The 20,664-nt window shown below is 45.1% G+C and carries 21 protein-coding genes and 2 pseudogenes; 13 read left to right on the top strand and 10 right to left on the bottom strand.

The window, feature by feature from the left end; translation table 11 throughout:
• Positions 1-238: 238 nt before the first annotated feature.
• Both RIG66_RS28035 and RIG66_RS28030 read right to left on the bottom strand, forming a co-directional pair.
• Positions 239-496: a hypothetical protein gene (locus RIG66_RS28035; RefSeq protein WP_044211041.1), complete on the bottom strand. Its 258-nt coding sequence runs from the start codon at positions 494-496 to the stop codon at positions 239-241.
• A 144-nt stretch (positions 497-640) separates the two neighbouring features.
• A complete protein-coding gene (locus RIG66_RS28030; RefSeq protein WP_446347561.1) occupies positions 641-859 on the bottom strand; it encodes a hypothetical protein in 219 nt (72 codons plus the stop codon).
• A gap of 74 nt (positions 860-933) precedes the next feature.
• Between RIG66_RS28030 and RIG66_RS28025 the strand changes: the two genes are divergently transcribed.
• The 7 genes from RIG66_RS28025 (at position 934) to RIG66_RS27995 (ending at position 8,892) form a co-directional block, all read left to right on the top strand.
• Positions 934-4,257 carry an NACHT C-terminal helical domain 2-containing protein gene (locus tag RIG66_RS28025; RefSeq protein WP_446382489.1) on the top strand — a complete coding sequence of 1,108 codons (3,324 nt, stop codon included), beginning with the start codon at positions 934-936 and terminating at the stop codon, positions 4,255-4,257.
• 11 nt (positions 4,258-4,268) lie between these two features.
• A complete protein-coding gene (locus RIG66_RS28020) occupies positions 4,269-5,159 on the top strand; it encodes an XRE family transcriptional regulator (RefSeq protein ID WP_446382487.1) in 891 nt (296 codons plus the stop codon).
• The gene (locus RIG66_RS28015; protein ID WP_446382485.1) at positions 5,147-6,055 is read left to right on the top strand and encodes an AAA family ATPase; all 909 of its coding nucleotides are present in this window, start codon (positions 5,147-5,149) and stop codon (positions 6,053-6,055) included. Before RIG66_RS28020 ends, RIG66_RS28015 begins: the two co-directional genes overlap by 13 nt.
• A complete protein-coding gene (locus RIG66_RS28010; protein WP_446382483.1) occupies positions 6,052-7,500 on the top strand; it encodes a phosphorylase family protein in 1,449 nt (482 codons plus the stop codon). The genes RIG66_RS28015 and RIG66_RS28010 overlap by 4 nt, the downstream gene beginning before the upstream one ends.
• A 491-nt stretch (positions 7,501-7,991) precedes the next feature.
• On the top strand, positions 7,992-8,129 hold the full coding sequence (locus tag RIG66_RS28005) for a hypothetical protein (protein WP_446382481.1): 138 nt from the start codon (positions 7,992-7,994) through the stop codon (positions 8,127-8,129).
• The gene (locus tag RIG66_RS28000; protein ID WP_446382479.1) at positions 8,126-8,479 is read left to right on the top strand and encodes a hypothetical protein; all 354 of its coding nucleotides are present in this window, start codon (positions 8,126-8,128) and stop codon (positions 8,477-8,479) included. Before RIG66_RS28005 ends, RIG66_RS28000 begins: the two co-directional genes overlap by 4 nt.
• 158 nt (positions 8,480-8,637) lie before the next feature.
• On the top strand, positions 8,638-8,892 hold the full coding sequence (locus tag RIG66_RS27995; RefSeq protein WP_446356396.1) for a type II toxin-antitoxin system RelN family antitoxin: 255 nt from the start codon (positions 8,638-8,640) through the stop codon (positions 8,890-8,892).
• 236 nt (positions 8,893-9,128) lie between these two features.
• Here RIG66_RS27995 and RIG66_RS27990 read toward each other — a convergent pair whose 3' ends face one another.
• The 4 genes from RIG66_RS27990 to RIG66_RS27975 form a co-directional block, all read right to left on the bottom strand.
• Entirely contained in the window at positions 9,129-9,449 is a 321-nt protein-coding gene (locus RIG66_RS27990; RefSeq protein ID WP_446382477.1) for a hypothetical protein, read from the bottom strand.
• The gene (locus RIG66_RS27985) at positions 9,446-9,946 is read right to left on the bottom strand and encodes a papain-like cysteine protease family protein (RefSeq protein ID WP_446382475.1); all 501 of its coding nucleotides are present in this window, start codon (positions 9,944-9,946) and stop codon (positions 9,446-9,448) included. Before RIG66_RS27985 ends, RIG66_RS27990 begins: the two co-directional genes overlap by 4 nt.
• Before the next feature lie 140 nt (positions 9,947-10,086).
• Positions 10,087-10,830: a Uma2 family endonuclease gene (locus RIG66_RS27980; RefSeq protein WP_446382473.1), complete on the bottom strand. Its 744-nt coding sequence runs from the start codon at positions 10,828-10,830 to the stop codon at positions 10,087-10,089.
• 519 nt (positions 10,831-11,349) lie between these two features.
• Positions 11,350-12,777: an efflux RND transporter periplasmic adaptor subunit gene (locus RIG66_RS27975; RefSeq protein ID WP_446382471.1), complete on the bottom strand. Its 1,428-nt coding sequence runs from the start codon at positions 12,775-12,777 to the stop codon at positions 11,350-11,352.
• Positions 12,778-12,830: 53 nt separating this feature from the next.
• On the opposite strand from RIG66_RS27975, the gene tadA reads away from it, so the two are divergent.
• Positions 12,831-13,391 (top strand): tRNA adenosine(34) deaminase TadA, encoded by a 561-nt coding sequence (gene tadA, locus RIG66_RS27970; RefSeq protein WP_446382469.1) that lies wholly within the window; start codon positions 12,831-12,833, stop codon positions 13,389-13,391.
• 46 nt (positions 13,392-13,437) lie between these two features.
• The gene (locus RIG66_RS27965; RefSeq protein WP_446382503.1) at positions 13,438-14,199 is read left to right on the top strand and encodes a lysophospholipid acyltransferase family protein; all 762 of its coding nucleotides are present in this window, start codon (positions 13,438-13,440) and stop codon (positions 14,197-14,199) included.
• Here RIG66_RS27965 and RIG66_RS27960 read toward each other — a convergent pair.
• A complete protein-coding gene (locus tag RIG66_RS27960) occupies positions 14,196-14,489 on the bottom strand; it encodes a two-partner secretion domain-containing protein (protein ID WP_446382467.1) in 294 nt (97 codons plus the stop codon). The genes RIG66_RS27965 and RIG66_RS27960 overlap by 4 nt on opposite strands.
• Positions 14,490-14,645: 156 nt before the next feature.
• The gene (locus RIG66_RS27955; RefSeq protein ID WP_446382465.1) at positions 14,646-15,980 is read right to left on the bottom strand and encodes a tetratricopeptide repeat protein; all 1,335 of its coding nucleotides are present in this window, start codon (positions 15,978-15,980) and stop codon (positions 14,646-14,648) included.
• Positions 15,981-16,042: 62 nt separating this feature from the next.
• Between RIG66_RS27955 and RIG66_RS27950 the strand changes: the two genes are divergently transcribed.
• Together RIG66_RS27950 and RIG66_RS27945 are read left to right on the top strand one after the other, a co-directional pair.
• On the top strand, positions 16,043-16,207 hold the full coding sequence (locus RIG66_RS27950) for a hypothetical protein (protein WP_446382463.1): 165 nt from the start codon (positions 16,043-16,045) through the stop codon (positions 16,205-16,207).
• Positions 16,208-16,210: 3 nt separating this feature from the next.
• Positions 16,211-16,393: pseudogene (locus RIG66_RS27945) on the top strand (gamma-glutamyltransferase); the annotation flags it as partial.
• 81 nt (positions 16,394-16,474) lie between these two features.
• Here the strand turns inward: RIG66_RS27945 and RIG66_RS27940 are convergent.
• Positions 16,475-16,726: a hypothetical protein gene (locus RIG66_RS27940; RefSeq protein WP_446382501.1), complete on the bottom strand. Its 252-nt coding sequence runs from the start codon at positions 16,724-16,726 to the stop codon at positions 16,475-16,477.
• Between the two features lie 309 nt (positions 16,727-17,035).
• Here RIG66_RS27940 and RIG66_RS27935 point away from each other — a divergent pair, with 309 nt between their 5' ends.
• Together RIG66_RS27935 and RIG66_RS27930 are read left to right on the top strand one after the other, a co-directional pair.
• Complete coding sequence (locus RIG66_RS27935) at positions 17,036-18,496, top strand: RecQ family ATP-dependent DNA helicase (protein WP_446382461.1); 1,461 nt, start codon at positions 17,036-17,038, stop codon at positions 18,494-18,496.
• Positions 18,497-18,778: 282 nt separating this feature from the next.
• Entirely contained in the window at positions 18,779-20,473 is a 1,695-nt protein-coding gene (locus RIG66_RS27930) for a tetratricopeptide repeat protein (RefSeq protein ID WP_446382459.1), read from the top strand.
• A 66-nt stretch (positions 20,474-20,539) separates the two neighbouring features.
• On the opposite strand, the pseudogene RIG66_RS27925 reads toward RIG66_RS27930, so the two are convergent.
• Positions 20,540-20,664, bottom strand: a pseudogene (locus tag RIG66_RS27925) (IS630 family transposase); the annotation flags it as partial.

Below are 20,664 nucleotides of genomic sequence, written 5' to 3'. Positions count from 1 at the left end.
GTAGCTTCTCAAATTCCTGTTTTTTCCAATCACAAGTTTATGTTGTCCGGGGATCAGTTGTCAGTTTTCCTTTTCCAGTGGCTTAGTCTTATCAGCCTTCCCCAGCTCCCCCAGCTCCCCCAGCTTCCCCAGCTTCCCCAGCTCCCCCAGCTCCCTCTGCTCCCCCTGCTCCCCCAGCTTCCCCAGCTTCCCCAGCTCCCTCTGCTCCTTTTCCCCTGCCTTCTGCCCTGGAGCCTTCTCAAATATACGGCTTGGGCAACACGCGCAAAAACTTGACGATGTGACCTGTCACTTCAATCCCTACCATATAGTTGTCGATGGTAAATCGGTAAAAAATAGCATCTGAGCCGATGGGGTGAAGCCCTGGCAGGTCGTGAATGCTTCTGAGATGCATGAACTTCTCAAAAACCACGTCATAGACCTGCTGATAGGCAGCCGACTCTAGGCTTTTGAGATCTTGTAAAAAAGACCGCGCATAGCGTACTTCTAGACTCACAGGATATACCCCGATTCCCCACGAATCATTCTAGTCTTTCTGCAAAGATTTTAGCTTTCTGCAAGAAGCCGCACTGTTTCCTACACCCCACACCCTACACCCCACACCCTACCTACTATTCAAATAGCTTACCCGCCCCTTCAGTCACGGCAGATTTAGCAGTCGCAGCGCTTCTTCACGGGTCATCGCATCTCCGGGTCGAATTGTTCGCATGGATTCTTGCATGGCACAGAGCATATACAAGTCATAATAGAACGGTTGCAGCACTTTCCAGGCGTCTGCCAAGCTTTCATCAGGGAGTTGATCCACTAAATCAGGTAACTGTTGGGTTAAGCGTTGCAATCGACCTCTGAGTAAATTCATCAGGAAAGAATACTCCAATTGAGTAAGCTATAGTTTGCTTATGGGAATGGTACGGGTAAAAGGTTAATTTGACGGTGAAATTAGACCGCTACACCATCAATGAATTAGTTGAACTCCTCCAACCCTTCATGGAAGATGAGCGCAGCCGTCGCTCGATCCTAATCCTAGCGCTGGGTAATGATGCATCGGTGTTACAACGCATCACTTGGAGTGGTGCTGTTGCAACGTTCATCCCGGAGATGGTGGAAAAGCTAGCGGACTATGGCGAAATTGCACCGGGTAAACAAGCACTTTGGGCATTGTTGGAGTGTGTGCGATCGCATTCTGGTATCGATAGTCAACAACGTATCGATAAACTGCGTCCTCGGATTGATTTAGGATGGCATTCTGATCCAGCAACGGATACGTCTGATATTGATGCTCTCGTGGAAAACGTGCGATCGCGTCTCCATGATGACATCCAATCCTTACATGGCACAATGCCGCTTTGGGGTGTGGATCATTGGGTGCCATTGGGTGATTTGTTTGTGGATGTCAATATTCTGGAGGAGTTAAGCAGTAGTCGTCGGTCAGAATTGCAGGACTTGTGGCAGGATTTTAAGGAGAATCCCAGCTATCGTAGTTTAGATCGCATTGGCTTGGGTAAAGAACGGAAACGGGTGTCAGGATTGGAGGTGCTGGCGAAGAATACCAACCTGATGGTAGTGGGTAAACCCGGTTCAGGGAAGACAACCTATTTGCAGCGAGTGGTGACGGAGTGCGATCGGGGAAATTTACAAGCGCACCAAATTCCTGTATTGATTAAACTGCGAGAGTTTGTAGACGATGGGCGGGAGTTTGCCTATTCGCTAAAAGGTTATCTAGAGCAATACTGGCAGTTATCGAATGCCGAAACTCAATTAGTTCTGAAGCAAGGTAGAGCGCTGATTCTGCTGGATGGGTTGGATGAAGTGACGGGGGAGGATGGGAAGAAAATCACGAAGGAAATCAAGCGGTTTGCTCGTACTTATCCGCAGGTGCAGGTTATTGTAACCTGTCGAACACAGAGCCAAGAATCGCGATTTGAGCGGTTTGATTATGTGGAGGTGGCAGATTTTAATGAAGCCCAAGTGCGAGCATTTGCAGAACATTGGTTTAAAGCAGTAGTGCGGGATGAGTCGGCGGGATTGGCAAAGGCGCAGGAGTTTCTGAAACAGCTCTTTTTGAAGTCAAATAAGCCGATTCGGGAGTTAGCGATTACGCCGATTTTGCTGAGTTTGACTTGTTTGGTGTTTCACCAGACGGAGAAGTTTTACTCGAAGTGTTCCACGCTGTATCAGGAGGGGTTGGAGTTGCTGCTGGAGCAGTGGGATAAGCCGCGGGAGATTGAACGGGATAAGATTTATCGCAATTTATCGGTAGAGCGAAAGCTGGAGCTATTGAGCTATGTGGCGGTGAAGAAGTTTGAGCAATCGCAGTATGTGTTGTTTGAGCAGGAAGAATTGGAGCAGTATATTGCGGAGTTTTTGGGGATTGGGCAACGGGATAGTCGAGTGGTGTTGAGGGCGATTGCGTTACAGCATGGGTTGTTGATTGAGCGATCACGGAAGGTTTGGTCATTTTCACATCTAACGTTTCAGGAATATCTTACAGCACGATTTTTTCTGGATTGCACCAATTGGATAAAACTCTTGGATTATATATTAATTCCACACTGGTATAATATATTTTTGTTAATCGTAGACATTCTTCCCAATTCCGATATTTTTCTAACACTTTCTAAAGAAAAAATTGATTCTCTAACGTTATCAAATTTTAAGCTACAAAAAATTTTATTCTGGTCAAATCAAAAATCTATTGCGGTTGAAAAAACATGCACTATAGCAGCCACTAAGTTTCATAAGAAAATTGCGATTAGGGCATTTTATATTAAACTTATATCAAATGATATTTTTAAGTTAACGGATTGTCTTGAAATTGCCCAATGTATTACTGAAAAAATGAGCATAAGTAAAGATATTGCTTATGGACTTGCTCTTGACTTTGGAAAAACCCACACGCTCGATTTTTCCCTTGATTTAACCCTTTGTAAAATCCTTGATCGTGCCATGCACAATAATCTTGATATTATCTATTATCTTAAAACTTGCCGCAGTATTATTTTTGAAATTCAATATCAAATAAAAAGCGAAATCAAAAAAACCGTAAAAACACCACATTCAATTTCTCAAAAAATTAAACAAATGGAAGAAATGGAGCAAAGCTTAAAGAAATTTGAAGAAGTGCCTTGGTCGCAAATAATAAAACTTCCTGAAGGAGTGCTAATAGAGAATGAAGGAGTGCTAATAGAGATGTTAAATCGGAGATTAAAGGGATTTGAAGAAGTGCCTTGGTCGCAAATAACAAAACTTCCTGAAGGAGTGCTAATAGCGATGTTAAATCGGAGATTAAAGAAATTTGAAGAAGTGCCTTGGTCGCAAATAACAAAACTTCCTGAAGGAGTGCTAATAGCGATGTTAAATCGGACTCTTGAAAATCTTAATGAAGGACTAGAAAAATTAATACAAGAGTTATCAAATCATGAACGACGAATAGAGGGCTGGTGGAATTTGAATGGTAAAAGGTGGATTCATAAATTCAGAAAATTAATAATATTAAACCGCAATATAGGATATAATATATATCTTGATGATAACCAAAAGCGGTTAGTTCAGCAGTATTATACTGGTAACAAATTATTAATAGATTGTCTAAAGAGTGACTGTGTAGTGAGTAAGGACGTTAGATGTAAGATTGAGCAAACTCTGCTATTACCGATCACCGAAATCGAAAAACGCAAACAGGAACAAGTATCTGTTCAAACATCTAATTTCGAGAGAGTTGTAAAATTAGAGGAAGTGTCTCAAAGCACAACAACCAATTTAACCCCAGAAACCTCGACAACAACTATGCCCTTTACTAAGCGTGATCAAGTCTTTATTAGCTATAGTCATAAAGATAAAGTCTGGCTGGAAAAACTCCAGACTATGCTTAAACCGCTAATCCGAAGTAACAAAATTTCGCTTTGGGATGATACCAGAATCAAACCCGGAGCCAAATGGAAAAACGAAATTACCCAAGCTCTAGCCGCCGCGAAAGTCGCTGTATTAATGGTCAGCTCAAACTTCCTGGCATCTGACTTTATTGCAGAAAAAGAACTCCCACCTCTCCTCAACGCCGCAGAACAAGAAGGACTAACTATTATTTGGGTCTATTTGAGTGCTTGCTTGTACGAAGATTCAGAAATTGGAGAATATCAAGCCGCTCATGATACGGCTGAACCCCTGGATACTCTTTTACCTGGAGCGCAAAATCAGGTATTGCGGACAATTGGTCAAGCAATTAAAGCCGCCGCAACGGAAATATCAGCAAACCCTTAGATTGCCCACCGTTGTATTCTGACACCGCATCAGTGGGTCTAAATCAGGTGTCTGCTTATGCACAAAATAGGTATAACAATCAATTTATTGTAGAGGTTCAGACTCAACAGAACGTTCTTCCCATTCAAACGCCGCCTCATTTACTGTTTGACTTGCTGCTAATAATGGATTTTAAGCAGCAGGTGCGGTTAGTGAAAGAAGTCATGACATCACATCAAGTCGCGGCTTTCTTGGTTCACGGTGAACCGTACTGTGGACAGCAACTTTTAGTGACTCGGTTATTCCGGTTGAAGCCACAGTGGAAGACAATATCGCCGATTAAGATTGATGTGAGTCATAACGGTGTCGGGAGGAGTATTCGTCACCTGTGGCGACAAGTGGCGGCTTGGTTTGGGTTGCCAAAAGAGGCTGAACCGAAAGAGATTATTGATCGAGTGTGCGATCGCGTTTCCACCCAAGATGTTATTTTTATTTTCTATAAGGTAGATTATATGCTGCCTAATGTCCTGATGGCGTGGCTTGAGGAGTTCTGGGAACCCTTAGTAAAACGGATTGAACCAGAGTTCTGTCCGACTCCAGAGGGAATCCATCTGTTAATGTTCTTGGTAGACAATAGCGGTAGTATTTGTCAGTCAACGATTCAATTAGCGCAGGAATGGGAGCAACCAGAATATCCCCGAATTCCTTTGTACTTGCCACCCGTGAGTCCCTTTCCGCCAGATATTTTAGAGGATTGGCTGGATATGGTGACGGGATTTACCGATATACAGATACCTGCGGGGTTAACCGCTCAACTCTTATTAGAGAAGTCAGAAGACGGGAATCCTCAAGACGTCTATGAGGAAATTTGTTGCCACTGTGGTTATGATTGGGAGGGAGAATTGGCAAGATGGTTAATTTAACAGATGCATTGGCGGCTAGTGGGAAGCCATTCTATCAGGGTAAACTCATTTCACCTCAAGCGTGTCAGGAGAATGGACTCACCCCTTATTTACCCTCACCGGAACTGATTAATGCGGTTAATCTCGCCATCTTTCTGGAAAAACGCCCCCTGTTACTCAAGGGTGAACCGGGATGTGGGAAAACTCGCTTGGCGCAGGCGGTGGCTTACGAATTAGGTTTACCCTATGAACCTTGGTATATTAAATCTACCAGTCGGGCAAGGGATGGACTCTACACCTACGACGCGGTGAGACGATTACATGATGCTCAACTGGTGCGGATGGGGGAAAAGAGTCAATCGAAAGTTGATGATTTAAATAATTATATTGAAATGGGAGCGCTGGGACGTGCGTTTGAAAATGCACAGCGCACGGTGGTATTAATTGATGAAATTGATAAGGCGGATATTGATTTCCCTAACGATTTGTTACGAGAGCTTGACGAGCAGCAATTCACGATTGAGGAGACGGGAAGGGAAGTTCAGGCAAATTTCCCTCCGATTGTGTTTGTGACGAGCAATGATGAAAAGGATTTACCCGATGCCTTTCTGCGCCGTTGTCTGTTTTATTACATTGAATTTCCTAACTCACAATTAACCGAGATTGTCAAAGCCCACTTTCCGGAATCCTCGCCGGAGTTAGTCGAGGGAGCGGTGCAGCGTTTCAGGGAACTGCGGCAGACAATGGAGAAAGGGAAATCAGGAAAAAAGGTGAGTACCAGTGAGTTACTGGATTGGTTTGCGGTGCTGCGTCAATTTCCTCAAGATCAGGTATTGCAGCAGCTTGAGGAAGAATTGCCCTTCCCAGAAATTTTGCTGAAGAAATGGGAGGATCATCTACGGTATCTGAAGTTATGAAGCTTGAACAACTGCCACTGCTGGATATTTTTAACAGCCTGCGACAGCGCCATGGGTTACCATTGGGGGTGGATGAGTATTTGACAGTCTTGCGATCGCTTCAGGCTGGCTTTGGTATCGGCACTCGTGAGGAACTAGAGCAGCTTTGCTGTCTTGTGTGGGCAAAGTCTGAGGAAGAGAGTCGCCTAATTCGACGGCTATTTGAGCAAATGTGGCGGTATTCTCCAGATACTGCTGATCAACCTAAACCATCATCCCCATCACCAGAGTCAGAGGATTCCTCGGCAAAAATACCCGAATCTGAACCTTTGCCGGAATTGGAACCTCAGCCGAATTTGACTCCAGAACCCGTGCAAGCTGTGCAAGCCGTGCGGAGTAGTCGGCGGGATAGGGAATTGAGACGCCCTCGCTATAGCCTATTAACTGAATATTTCCCGGTGACTCGCAGACAGATGAAGCAAACCTGGCGTTATCTGCGTCGCCCGGTGCGAGAAGGAATCCCCACAGAATTAGATGTGGAAGCAACGGTGGCAAAAATTGGGCGTGAGGGTATTTTACTCCAACCTGTGCTGATACCTCCCCGTAAAAATCGGACGGATTTGGTGTTAATGATTGACCAGGATGGCTCAATGGTACCGTTTCACCAACTATCCCGGCAGTTAGTCGAAACAGCACAGCGCGGTGGACGGTTGAGACAGACCCGTGTATTTTATTTTCATGACTATCCTGATCAGTATCTGTATCGTCATCCTGCGATGTTAAATGCTCAACCCATATCTGAGGTACTGGAAGAGATTGGAGAACGGGCGGTGGTGCTGATTGTCAGCGATGCAGGAGCCAAACAAATGAAATCAAGACAAGAAGGTAAAAATTTGCCTTGTGCTGTTATTCTCACCGCTATTCCTGTCGAATATACAGCAGTTCGCGCTCACTTGAGCGATCTCCAAGAAGAGATGCACCCGGAAGGAACCATCTACGAACGAGGAAACTTCTCATCCAATGGTCACTCATGGCAAGTTGGAATTGTTGAAATGGGTGCAGGCATTGCTGAAGCGGCTGTAGAAACTAAACGAGCCATCGACTATTTCAAGCCGAACGTTATCCTATTCGTTGGGGTAGCAGGTGGACTCAAGGATGTCAAACTTGGTGATGTGGTAGCCGCGACGAAAGTTTATGGGTACGAGTCGGGAAAAGTTGTCGAAACTTTCCAGCCAAGACCTAATGTCAGCCAAGTCAGCTATCGTATGGAACAGCGAGCTAGGGCTGAGGCGAGAAAGGAAGAGTGGTTACAGAGGATTCAAGGTTCTAGTTCGGACTTGGAACCGAAAGCTTGGGTTGGAGCTATAGCCGCAGGCGACAAAGTAGTGGCTTCAACCCGTTCTGAAGTTTACCAGCAACTACGTCAAAATTATGGGTCTTCCGTACTTAGTGTGCTAAATTGTTAGTTTTATTAGTCCGAACATTGAACAGTAATAGCTTTAGCCATTTCTTCCCATATTTCAAGTCGTTTGAATAGACTTAGGCGCTACAGTCCTTGTGTGGTGAGCGTTACGAAGTATGAGAGCTGATAGTTTAGCACACTAAGTACGGAAGACCCAAGAATTTTAATTCCCTGGATTGAGGAGCTTTTACTTGATTCAGATGCTGCTTTTTATCAAGGAGAATTTGTATTAGGATTAGCTGATATTGAAGCTCCTCCCTACTTATCAGAGGAACAATACCTCTCTTTACAAGGGCTTTACCTATATTATTCTCAAGCACGTCCCATTCTTACAGCCTTTGTACGTGATTACTCTCAGTGGCTTATCAATTTGTATCCTTCTATAGAAGAACTGCTCAACATTTTTGATGCAACAGCTTTGAAACTAGATAGAGCGGAATCTGGTCGTATGTATGGCTTTTGTAGAGGAGCGCTCCCTGCTTTCAGGGGTGAGGTGTGGTACTAGAGCAAACGCCTACTGACTATAGCATTATCCTGGAAAATCAAACGATGAATCATCAGACGCGATCGCCACTTAGAATTATCAGCCTTAACAGACAAAGTGACAAAACATTAATCATCAATAAACCATGACGATAATTGAGTTAAAAAATCATCCTGTTTGGCAAGATTTAACTGAAGTATTAGAAAATCTAGATACCAAGGTTCTTGTGACAGAACATCTGGAGTCATGTAACTATAAAATCTGTGGTTACTGGGACGAACAAGATGCATTTTATGAAGAGATTACCTTACCCCGTTCCTTGTCGGCTGAGTTAGTCGGCACTTCCATTGGTATTACAGACAGAAATCGTTGGATTCAACTTAAATTTATTCTCAAGGCTGACAGAATAGTTCACGAAGATTGGTCGAATGCTAATAGTAGACAAGATCTTGGCGAACTAACCATCATTTATGATAAAAATCTGCAATTCATTGATTAAAATTGGCAGATAAACATCGACTCGCCTGCGATTGTTGCCAAACATATTACAGATATGCCCCTTGACTAATCGCGTTTCCAAGCTCGTGCCTTTAATAAAATCATCAGATGCTCTAATTGCTCGTAAACATCTAACTCCGCTAAATTCAGGAGAAACTAATGAAAGCTATTGAACTAACAGGAACCCTGGATGAAACAGGTCAATTATCACTCGATCACCCCATTGAAAATGTTGCCCCTAGTCGCGTGCGAATTATTGTACTGTTTCCCGATGTTACCGAAGAAGTCGAAACCGATCCTGATGATACTCCCCTTGAAGAAGTGAAAGCAAGTCTCAGGAGAGCTTTACAGGAAGCAAAAGCAGGACAACGCATACCCCTTTCTGAGATGTGGGAAGGAATCGATGTCGAATGAAACGCCTTTAGTCAAAATCGATTTAACACCAGAGCTATTTTGAAGGGCGGGTTTAGTCAAGTTATCAGTTTGGTGCAAAATGTTATCTGTAAAACCCGCCCCTACACCCCCCGCTTTCCCTGCTATTTACCTTAAGTTGACACGGACAAGGCATTGCCGTGTCCCTACAATATGTGATGTTTGTGCCTAAATCCTATGACATAGAACATTGTCCTAAGAAATTCAACAATCAAGCCTCAAACCCGCTCCCTTTGGCAGAAATTCCTTTGCCGTTCCATCGCTGCTTCTGGAGTATAAAAACCACCCACATTCACAGGTAATTCCACGATTTTACCCTGCTCAAATTGCCCAACTAAGTCCCCTACTTTAGCTGATATATGTTGATTGAACCTAAAAAACTTACAGAAATTAATATCTCCACCAATAACCGTAAATGATTCTTGTTCAGGATGCTCAACTGTAAAAGTAAATTGCTGGCGATTATCACCAATCACCATCAGAACTTTAAATTCATTTGTTCCTTCTACAGGCTGAATTGAAAGTAAACTGGTCTTCATACGTTTTTCTCCAAGTAAACGCCTCGTGTATTCCAATAATTCAAAAATTCTGCTTCCTCCATTTTATATCGAGTGCCATTCCAAGGGTCTCGAATCCGTAATCTTCCAGCTTCATCAAACCCATCAATAACCACCAGATGAGCGATAGGATTGCCAAATTCTTTCATTTCTGCTGCCCACGAACCTTTCGCACTTAATCTCTTCAGGAGAGTTGGCATTTCTGCTAGCTCAACCCCAAAATTACCACCACGCCATATTCCAATATTACTGGGAGCCAGTTGATTCAGGGTAAGAGCTAGATATCTTACATCTACAGGTACTCCAGTCTCAGCCGCGATCGCTGACTGGGTAATATCATTAATTCCCCACTCTTTAAGTAGCATTTCACCACAAGCTGGAGCGCAGGATAGATTATCTTGCTGTAGCACAACAGTTGAGTCAAATACTTCATCAATGATTCGCCAACTTCCACCCGCAGCACCCGAAAGTTCTTGCATCGATAATCTGACCCTAAAGATTATGAATGGTACTGAAATTTTGGCTGCTGGGCAATGCCCACCCTACGAGGTAAGACTTTGAACCCGTTTTAACGGGTTTAAGCTTTGAGCCAGAACTTTAGTTCATGGCTTAAATCTTTTCAACCCTCATCCGGATCAATTCCCATTTCTCGTAGGCGTTCAGCCAGTTGTTCGGCTCGTTGTTGAGCTTGTTCAGCCTGCTGTTGAGCCTGTTCAGCTTGTTGTTGAGCTTGCGCCGCCTCTTCTTCAGGAGTGAGTAACAACTCTCCCGCTAATGTCGCCCAACGCAGCCAGGTTGTTTGAATATCTTTATATGAACCTTGCCAACGCACTAGCGCTAAACCTAACACTTGGCTGACAAATCGTCCTTGTTCATCCAAGTTCTTATGTTGATACACGCCACTTTGCAAACTAAATCCTGCCCAATTTTCTGAATCAAAGGGATTGTACCAAAAATATTCCGGTACTCTCACCTTGTCTTGGTAAATTTGCTTCTTTTCGGTTTTATCTTTGGTGGCTGTACTATCAGAAATTAACTCAATCACAACATCCGGTGCTTTGCCTTCATCCCACACAACCCAACTGAGTCGTTCACCTTTGGGAACTCCTAAGACGACAAAGACATCAGGACCGCGAAAGTCTTGGTTTTTGATTTGAGCCGCACTGAAATAGAGGAACATATTACCGCCAACATAGCCATCCTCTCGTTGAGCTAACCATGCGACGAGAGTATCCCTAAGTATTTGCATTTGCAGAAAATGTCGCTGAGTTTCCATGGGAATATCGTCATCACAGGGTAAGTCATACTGGGTTGGCGGTAGAGCTAAATCAACAGGAGCCGATTCAATTGTGGTTTGAGACATGGTTTTTTCTTAGATTGCGCCTATTTTCTTAACTGTAACGCCTGTGATCAGGCTATTTGAGAGATTGAGGAGAAAACCTATTTAGATTGGGTTGTGTTTTTAAACAAGTTGTGTTAATTAAATAGCCCCGACATCTGCCCGAAGCCCGGAGTTCAAACTCCGGGCTAATAGCTCAAGTTCACTAAAGTGAACTAATATAGCAGTACCATCGTTTCAGGTTTTTTTATCGGACATGATATCAATAGGGTCTGCTGAATAAGGCTCGCCCGGAGTTCAAACTCCGGGCTAATAGCTCAAGTCCACTTTAGTGGACTAATATAGAAGTACCATCGTTTCAGGTTTTTTTATCGGACATGATATCAATACTTCCGTTAGAAATTAGTCCGCCTAGGCGGACTACCCTTCGGGAAGGCTTCGCCTATGTTTGTGTAGCAGCGATTTCAATCGCCGTGGTTTATGGGGTTACTCTCCGAGAAGGCTTCGTCTACATTCCTAAACCCAACCTAAAAAGAGCCTTCTCTAACTTGCTGATAAAATACTCAAGCGCACCGTATCCCCATCCTTTAACGGCGCATCACTGCGAACTACAAACTGTTCCCCTGGCTTTAAACCGGATACAATAGCGACTCTACCCTTGGCGCGATCGCTAATTTCTACTTGACGTGCCTTAACTTTAGAGTCACCCCCATTTTCAACCACGACAAATACGGTTTCTTTCTCTGAGGTTTTAGTCGTTTTCGCCGTCTGAGTCTCTCCACGCCCCGACTCTCCGCCAACCTCTAACGCCGTTTGCGGAACCAAAACTTGGGCTTGGGTATTTGGGGTGAAGCTAACCCTGGCTAAAAGTCCACTCCCAATTTGACGATTTGGATTGGGAATCGTCACTTCTACGGGAATTTGTAAGGCTTCACTATCTGCTGCTGGCGAAATTCGGGTCACTTTTCCGGAAAACGATTCATTGGCAAGGGCGTCTAAATGAACTGTCACAGACTGTCCCACCTGAATATTCGCCAATTCTCGATCAGAAACTTGGACTTCTACCTTTACCTGAGAGAAATCCCCTAACTTCAACAGTTCACTTCCCGGTGTCACCAGATTCCCCGGTTCAGTGACTCGTTCTAATACCACACCGTTAATCGGGGAGGCAAGTAACGCATAGGATTGACGTTCTTTATTTTCAGCCAAAATAGCTTGCTGCGCCTTAACTCTCTCTTGTGCAGCAGCAACGGCTTGTTGTTCGGTGTGAATTTGCTTGAGGGTGGCTTGCAGGTTTTGTTGGGCGGTGGCGGCGGCGGTTTGGGCTAGTTCAGCTTCTTGTCGAGAAATTGCGCCTTCTTGCGCCAGGTTTTGGAGTCGTGTTGCATCAACTTTAGCTTGCTGCAATTCTAACCGGGCTTGTTCTGCCCTGGCTTGGGCATTTCCTACCTGGGTTTGGGCGCGGGCGACTTCTGACTTGAGGGCGGCGAGTTCAGCTTGGGCTTCCGTTACAGCCGTTTGTAATAAAGCGTCATCAATCTGGGCTAAAATTTGTCCTTGTTGCACCCGATCGCCAATATCAACCGCTAGATTCAACACCCGCCCTTCGATTTGAGATCGCAGCGAGATATCCCGCAGGGGTTGAGTGTCACCTTTATATTCTATGGGTTCGATCACCCATCCCGTTTCTGCGATCGCGACGTTTACGGCTGTACTGGTTTTCTCTTCTGCACCAGGGGGTTTGGGTTGCGCCCCAGCTTCTGTCTTGGGATTAATCCCACATCCAGTGAGAGATGGTACGAGTAAAATAATCCACAGCACCAGAAAACCCAAATAGTTAGGGCTGGCTGAATAAGTATTGTGGTGAGGGGAAGCATGTAGAGACGCGCCATGGCGCGTCTGGGAAGCTGGGGGAACCGCAGACGCTGAATGACTCAATTGATTCTGAGAGTATACGCTTTTAGTTCCCATTAGGGTAAAGTCGCCAAGGGGTGTTTTAAAGTTTCTTCATATATCTACTCTAAATGTTACCGCCTATTAATCACGTTGCCTATCAAAAGCATCGCCACTGGATGAACAGGTCCCTCGCGATCGCACAATCGGCGGGTGAAGCCGGGGAAGTCCCCGTTGGTGCAGTAATTATTGATAATCAGGATAACCTCATCGCCACTGGCGAAAATCGGCGAGAACGCGATCGCGATCCTACCGCCCACGCCGAAATCCTCGCCCTACGTGCCGCCGGACAAGCCTTAAATACTTGGCATTTAAACACCTGTACCCTTTATGTCACCTTAGAACCCTGCGCCATGTGTGCTGGGGCGATTATCTTGGCGCGGCTAGGGTTGCTGGTGTATGGCGCAGATGACCCTAAAACTGGCACAATCCGCACTGTTGCCAATAGTCCTGATAGCGCTTACTCCAACCATCGCTTACCCGTCTTGGCTGGGATTATGGAAACCGAATGTCGAGAATATCTGAAATCCTGGTTTGCCCAACGGCGTCAGCGCGATCGACAATCAACGCTTAACCATGACATTACTAGAACTGTCCCTTCAGTAGACGACAGGGGTTGTCAGACCTCATAAGGTAAGAGTGGAGAGTCGAAACACACCAAAAACCGAATTCCTTATGATGCAACTCCAATCCCGTGAACAGAACCAAACCCCCTCCAACTTGGACAAGCCTGATTCAAAGACGGTCAATTCCGCCAAAATAGTTCCCGTCAACTCCAGTGTATCCCCTTTGTTAACCTCCATCCTCTATCCCTTGGGTCGCCGTATCCTCATGCCTCTTTATTTTGGGCGGCTGCGAGTGAGGGGACAAGACAACATTCCCAAAACGGGTCCAGTTATCCTAGCACCCACCCATCGATCGCGTTGGGATGGGTTAACCATGGCTTATGCCGCTGGGAAACCTGTCACAGGACGGGATTTGCGGTTTATGGTGTCGCAAGATGAAATGAAAGGATTACAAGGCTGGTTTATCCGGCGCATGGGTGGGTTTCCGGTGAATACGAAACAACCGGGAATTGGCAGTATCCGGCACAGTGTCGAACTCCTGCGTCGTGGCGAAGCCCTGGTCATGTTTCCCGAAGGTAATATTTTTCGTCATGGTGAGGTTAATCCACTTAAACCCGGTATGGCACGAATTGCCCTGCAAGCCGAATCCAATCAACCAGGTTTGGGATTAAAAATTGTACCCGTTAGCATCCGTTATAGCGAACCTGTTCCTCAGCGAGGTTCTGATATTGACATTCAGATTGGATCGGCTTTAGATGTCGCTAAGTATTGCAACCAGTCGGCGAAAAAAGGCGCTCAACACCTAACCACCGATTTGGAAATGGCACTGAAACAAGTCGATCAAAAGCTAGAAGTAATCAAAGAAGCTGTTTAAGCTAATGTTCCCAGAATCTGAGAGGGATTGGTTCCGGTGACGCGGCTGATGATGGTTTCAATCCCGGTGGCTGGGGTAAAGTAGGCGGCGTTTCCAGGGTTGATGTTAAATTCAGTAAAGCTGTGGAAGAGGTTGGTGTCGATGGGGGTGCCGCCCGTGATGGTGAGTTGGTTGGGTTCTGGGTTAATTTGGGAGTTGATGGGTAAGCTGGAATCGGGGATAATTTGGGTGTGGCTAGGGGGGGTTAGTCGTGCCAGTAGGGTGAGGATAGTTGCTGGATTCCATTTCATGACTCACACGATTCAGGATTGGTAAACAAGTTTCACCCTGTCTGTTCATCCGTAATTCTATAATAATATTCATCTGAATTGCGCGAATACGGTTTGAGGTTACGGGATGCAATCGCACTTCATTCTATAACTTATTATTTATATCTAGTCTTTAGACTAATCTATCCCGATTTCTTGTCTAATGGCTTGAGACTCCTCAAAGAATTCTCTGGCTTTCTGTTCTTGTCCCAGAGCGCGGTAAGTTAATCCTAAATTGTAGAGGGATTTAAATTCACCAAATTTATCACCAATTTGTTGGAAAATAGATAAAGATTCTTGATTAAATTCTACGGCTTTATCGTATTGATTAATTTGGATATAAGCCATTCCTAAATTACCAAGAATTTGAGCTTCGCCTCGTCTATCACCAATTTCTTGAAAGATAGATAATGACTGCTGATAAAATTCAATGGCTTTCTCGTATTCATAATTTTTGGCATAAATTATTCCCAAACCCATGAGGGAATTTGCCAAACCTTTTATATCACCAATTTCTTGAAAAATAGACAATGATTGCTGATAGAAATCAATTGATTTATCGTACTGAGAGAGATGGCTGTAAGCTACTCCCAAATTGACGAGAACACCAGCCAAACCTTGTCTGTTGCCAATTTGCTGATAGAGGGTTAAAGATTGTTGATAAAAATCAATCGATTTCTCATACTGAGAGAGATTGCTATAAGCTAGTCCCAAATTATTGAGGGAACGAGCTATACCTCTTTTATCCCCAATTTCTTGATAGATAGGCAAAGATTGTTGAAAAAAATCAATGGCTTTATTATGTTGGGATAAATGTTGATAAATAAGTCCTAAATTGTTAATCGAATTGGCTCGCCCCCGGTTGTTTCCAAGTTCTTGGAAAATTGATAAGGCTTGCTGAATAAGTTCAATGGCTTTATCATAGTGAGACAGGTTTATATAAGATAATCCTAAATTTAGAAGGCAGTTCGCTTCACCTAGCTTATAGTCAATGTCCTGAAAAATTGACAAAGCTTGCTGATAAAAATTAATTGCTTTTTGGTGTTGGGAGAGAGCATCATAACTATTTGCCAAACTAACAAAGGAACCAGCGACACCTTGTCTATCACCAATGTCCTGATAAATTGATAAAGCCTGCTGATAAAATTCAATCGCTTTCTCGTACTGAGAGAGATTGTCGTAAGCTATTCCCAAACTCACTATGGAGTTAGCGACACCTTGTTCATCGCTAATTTCTTGATAAATCGATAAAGATGTTTGCCAAGACTCAATCGCTTCCCGAATTTGACCCCTTTGCAATTGCTGAGTTCCCTGCTGTAATAGTCTATCGGCTTCAGTCTTTGAGGTATTCTGGGTTTGGGCGAATACGGGTGAGACAGCTAAGGGATTGATTCGGGGAGGTAAGGTAACGGTTAATCCCAGCAGGGTGACAACCGTTAGGGTAAGTTGGGGAAATAGGCGAGTTCGAGTCATAGTAACGGATAGTCGTTCGGTTTACGGTTTAATATCGGGCTTACTGGGCATTCAGTCATGCCATGAAACTCACACGCAAAAAGAAAATCCTGCTATTGATTATCGCATCCATGGTTGCAGCGATTGGATTGGATATGGCGATCGCACGCAGCCTCTATCATCCGTTAGATTATCTATATGGGATACTCAGTTGGACGAGTTGTCGGCTGTTTCCCTCTTATCCCTAACAGACGGAAGCGGTACAGGGGGAACGGGGGATGGTGGTGACGGCACATAAAGAAGCGTCGCGGGTGGGACAAGAAATTTTACTATCGGGGGGAAATGCGATTGATGCAGCGGTGGGGGTGGGGTATGCTTTAGCCGTGGTTCATCCCTGTTGTGGGAATATTGGCGGGGGTGGGTTTATGGTGATTCAGTGCGATCGCGCGATCGGGAGATTCGGCTTTTAGCCAGAGGTGCGATGACACATCTGGATATAGTGTTTGAGGTTTGAATCAGGGCGGGTTTTGTTGATAAGTTATCGGTGAGTGGCTAGGTTTAGTGGCTAAACCCGCCCCTACAATTGACGTTTCACTCTTGTCCACCAGAAGACGTTCCAACGGAACGTCTCTACGAGTTTCCCCATAATTCACCGGAACATCGCGAAACAAACCCAACCCCACCACCACGGGATTAAGAGCCAGAATCTGACTCAGTACCTGTGCCAAAAGGCGATCGCTTATCGGATAATGGTCTAAGTCCTGGATATCCGCCTCGGTTATCCCTACAATCGCTATAGGCGGCGAGAAACGCTTCCGGACTAACCTTTATTGACATACAAAACAACCATTAACCTTAAAGAAAAATTAAGCTTTATTGCTCTTGTTTTCAGAAGAGTTTTAACAAAAACTTTAAACCAACTTGATAAGATTAGCTGGAAATAGGCTTATGCTAAAGTAGTGACTGACTATGGAATCCTAAACTATTGTTCCCTTAGTCAGTAAAAATTAACGTTTAAAGACAAACAAGTATCAGGTTCAGATATCTACAACTGTCCCTAATCTCTCTGCATACCCATGAGCATGACCGAAACCACATCCTGGAACGATGTCCGCATCGCCTTTAAAAAAATATGGGGATATGATAATTTCCGTCCGCCTCAAGGTGAGATTATTCGGAGTATTTTGGAAGGGCGAGATGCACTGATTGTGTTACCCACAGGTGGGGGAAAATCGATTTGTTTTCAACTTCCCGCCCTCTTACAAACCGGATTAACCTTGGTGATTTCCCCGTTAGTTGCTCTAATGGAAAATCAGGTACAGGAATTACGCGATCGCAACTTACCCGCCGCCCTGTTACATAGTCAATTAACCCCGCAACAACGGCGACACACGCTGAAAGCCCTGGAAAACCAGGAACTTCGATTACTCTACCTCTCTCCAGAAACCCTCTTAAGTGCGCCTGTCTGGGAACGACTCTCTCAGCCTGATCTAAAAATTAATGGATTAATTCTCGATGAGGCACATTGTCTGGTTCAATGGGGTGATACCTTTCGACCCGCGTATCGACGCCTAGGGGCAGTACGACCCACCCTACTCAAATCTAAACCACCCGGCAGCCAAATCCCGATCGCAGCATTTACGGCAACGGCTGATCCCAGCGCCCAAGACACCATCAGCCAGGTGTTGCAATTACAACATCCCCAAGCCTTTTTAATCAGTCCCTATCGCCAAAATCTCAACCTAGACGTGCAAATCGTCTGGACACCACGGGGACGCCGCCAGAAGATGTTACGCTTCATCCAAGCCAGAAATCGGCAATCAGGGTTAGTTTATGTCCGTTCCCGACGAGATGGCGAGGAATTAGCCCAATGGTTTGGGGAACGGGGGTATGCGACAACCGCCTACCACGCCGGGTTAAGTTCCCAAGAACGGCGAGAGATTGAACAGAGTTGGCTGAGTGGCAAAACTCAATTTGTGGTGTGTACCTGCGCCTTTGGCATGGGCATCAATAAGCCCGATGTGCGGTGGGTGGTACATTTTCAGCCCCCCCAATTATTATCAGAATATATCCAAGAAGTCGGTCGCGGTGGACGCGATGGCAAACCCGCAGACGCCCTGACGTTGATCAGTGAGCCGACGGGGTGGTTAAATTCAGAGGATAAGCAAAAGCGTCAGTTTTTTGTTGATCAGATGCGATCGCAATACCAAGATGCCCAGCGTTTAGTCAAAAAGCTACCCGAACAGGGAAATGTAGCCGCTGTCAGCCAACAATTTCGCCAAGGAGAGGTTGCATTAGCCCTGCTGCACAGTGCAGAACAATTGGAATGGCAAGATCCCTTTCACTATCACAAATACCCGTCCCCCGATTCCCGCGCTTTGGCTCAATTAAGTTCCCACCAAGTCCAAGTACAGAAACTGATGACACAATATCTGACAACTCGTCAATGTCGTTGGCAGTTTTTATTAAAGGCGTTTGGGTTTAAAAAGGAGGCGATGGGATTAAAATGTGGACATTGTGATAATTGTCGGAAATAAGGTGATGGGGAAGCGGCGGGAGCTGGGGAAGCAGGGGAAGCAGGGGAAGCAGGGGAAGCAGGGGAAGCAGGGGAAGCAGGGGTTGTAGAGACGTTCCGGTGGAACGTCTGGGAGAAGAGGGAGATGAGGGAGGTGAATGATCAATGACTAGAAAAGAGTTTTATGTGTAGGGGCGGGTTTCACTACTATCATTTTTTTGTCCACCCTAATGTCACTAAACCCGCCCTGTCTAAATGACCAATAACGAATGACCAATGACAAATGACAAATGACAAATGACGAATGACAAATAACAAAATTATTTCTATTTTTCTAAGTACCTTTTTATGGGTAACTGTATCCTCCCCCCAGAGTTTAAACGCTCAAGGTGAAGAGGGATTACAGTTACAAGATTTTAGTTACTGGGCTAACCTCTGTGCTTCCCAAAAAGAGGCTAGGAATTATGAAGAAGCCCTAGAAGCCTGTGATCAAGCGATCGCGTTGAATCCTAATGAACCTCAAGCCTGGATTGATCGAGGTGATATTCAACGGGCATTAGATAATTATGCCGAAGCCGCCGCCTCTTATGGGCAGGTGATTCGCATTGAACCGAGACATTCTGAAGCCTGGGCAAAGCGTTGCGCGGCGCACATCCAATTGGCAAACTATGAAGCCGCGATAACTGATTGTGAAACGGCGTTGCAAATTGATGAAAACTGGGATGAGGTGACACGGGCTTATGCGTTGTATCATCAAGGGTTAGCTCTTTGGGGACAAGCAGAACGAGAAAAAGCCCTATTTTCCTTTGATTTAGCGGTTCAAAGTAATCCCAATTATTCCCTGGCTTGGGCGCAACGGTGTCTGTTATTATCCCAATTTGATCAGACGTATGATGCCCTCAATTCCTGTGAACGGGCATTACAAGTGAATGGGGATTGGGGAAATCGCACTCCCGCGATCGCGTGGACAAATCGGGGTAAAATTTTGGCTCAGTTGGGACAGTATGACGCCGCCCTAGAGTCTTATGATCAAGCCCTGGCGATTGACCCCAAGGATGCAACCGCTTGGACGGAACAAGGTAAAGTTTTATTAATTATTGGTCAACCAGGTGAAGCGTTAACCTCTCAGGAATGGGCGCTGAAAATTCGTCCCGATTATTCGTTAGCCTTAGCCAATCAATGTGCCACTTTGAATCAACTGAGTGAATATGAAGATGCTTTAGCCGCTTGCGATCAAGCGATTCAAGAGGGAGACGGGCGCTGGGGAGAAGAAGGGGCGGCGTATGCGTGGAGTCATCGGGCGGATGCGCTGACGGGTTCAGGTCGATTTCAAGAAGCTTTGGCATCCGCTAATCGGGCGGTAGCACTTAATCCTGACTATGCTGATCCCTGGAGTAGTCGGGGGGCGACGCTGTGGTTTATGGGGCGGTTTGAAGAGGCGCTAGGGGCGACAGAACAGGCGATTGTGATTAATCCCAATTCCTCGAAGGCGTGGTTTAACTATGCCCGAATTCTCACCACATTGGGAGAGTATAATGAAGCCCGTGCTGCTTATCAACGGGCGCTGTTAGGGGATGCGAATGTGGGCAACATTCTGACTTTGGCAGAGATTTGGGTGAATCTGAGTGGTTTAGACTTCCGTTTGCAACGCTATCAAGAGGCGATCACCGCAGCCGAACGAGCAATTGGCATTAATCCGGATTTGGCAGCAGCATGGTATAATAGGGGGCTATCACTCATGGCATTAAATCAATATCGTGATGCTGTAGTCACTTATAATCGTGCGATCGCGATCGATGCAGAGAATGCTGATTTTTGGGCAGGTAAAGGCATAGCGCTACGGTTTTTAGAGCAATATCCTCAAGCATTGGAAGCCTTGCAAACCGCATTAGAATTGAATCCATCTCATCCGCAAGCATTAGTCAATCAAGAGTTTGTCATGCAAAAGTTACAAACGCCTAATGGAATGGAGGCTTTACCAAATTCCGGGGTTAGGTAAAATCGAAAAATCTAGGTGCTAATGCTTCTCCCCTACGAATGCGTGATTTCCTAAGCTGTCATGCATTTAAACTGTGATAAGAGCATTACCCTTATTTTTCAGTTTGCGCCCCCAGTTAATAACTAGCTTGTCTTCATTTAAAAGTTGATGCAACAAAGATTCTAACTCTTCAATGGATTCAAAAAGCCGAT

Origin of the sequence: Coleofasciculus sp. E2-BRE-01, from assembly GCF_040221695.1 — a bacterium.
Lineage (GTDB): Bacteria > Cyanobacteriota > Cyanobacteriia > Cyanobacteriales > Coleofasciculaceae > Coleofasciculus.
The sequence above is the reverse complement of the archived record's forward strand: the minus strand, read 5'-3'. Positions and strand labels throughout refer to the sequence as shown.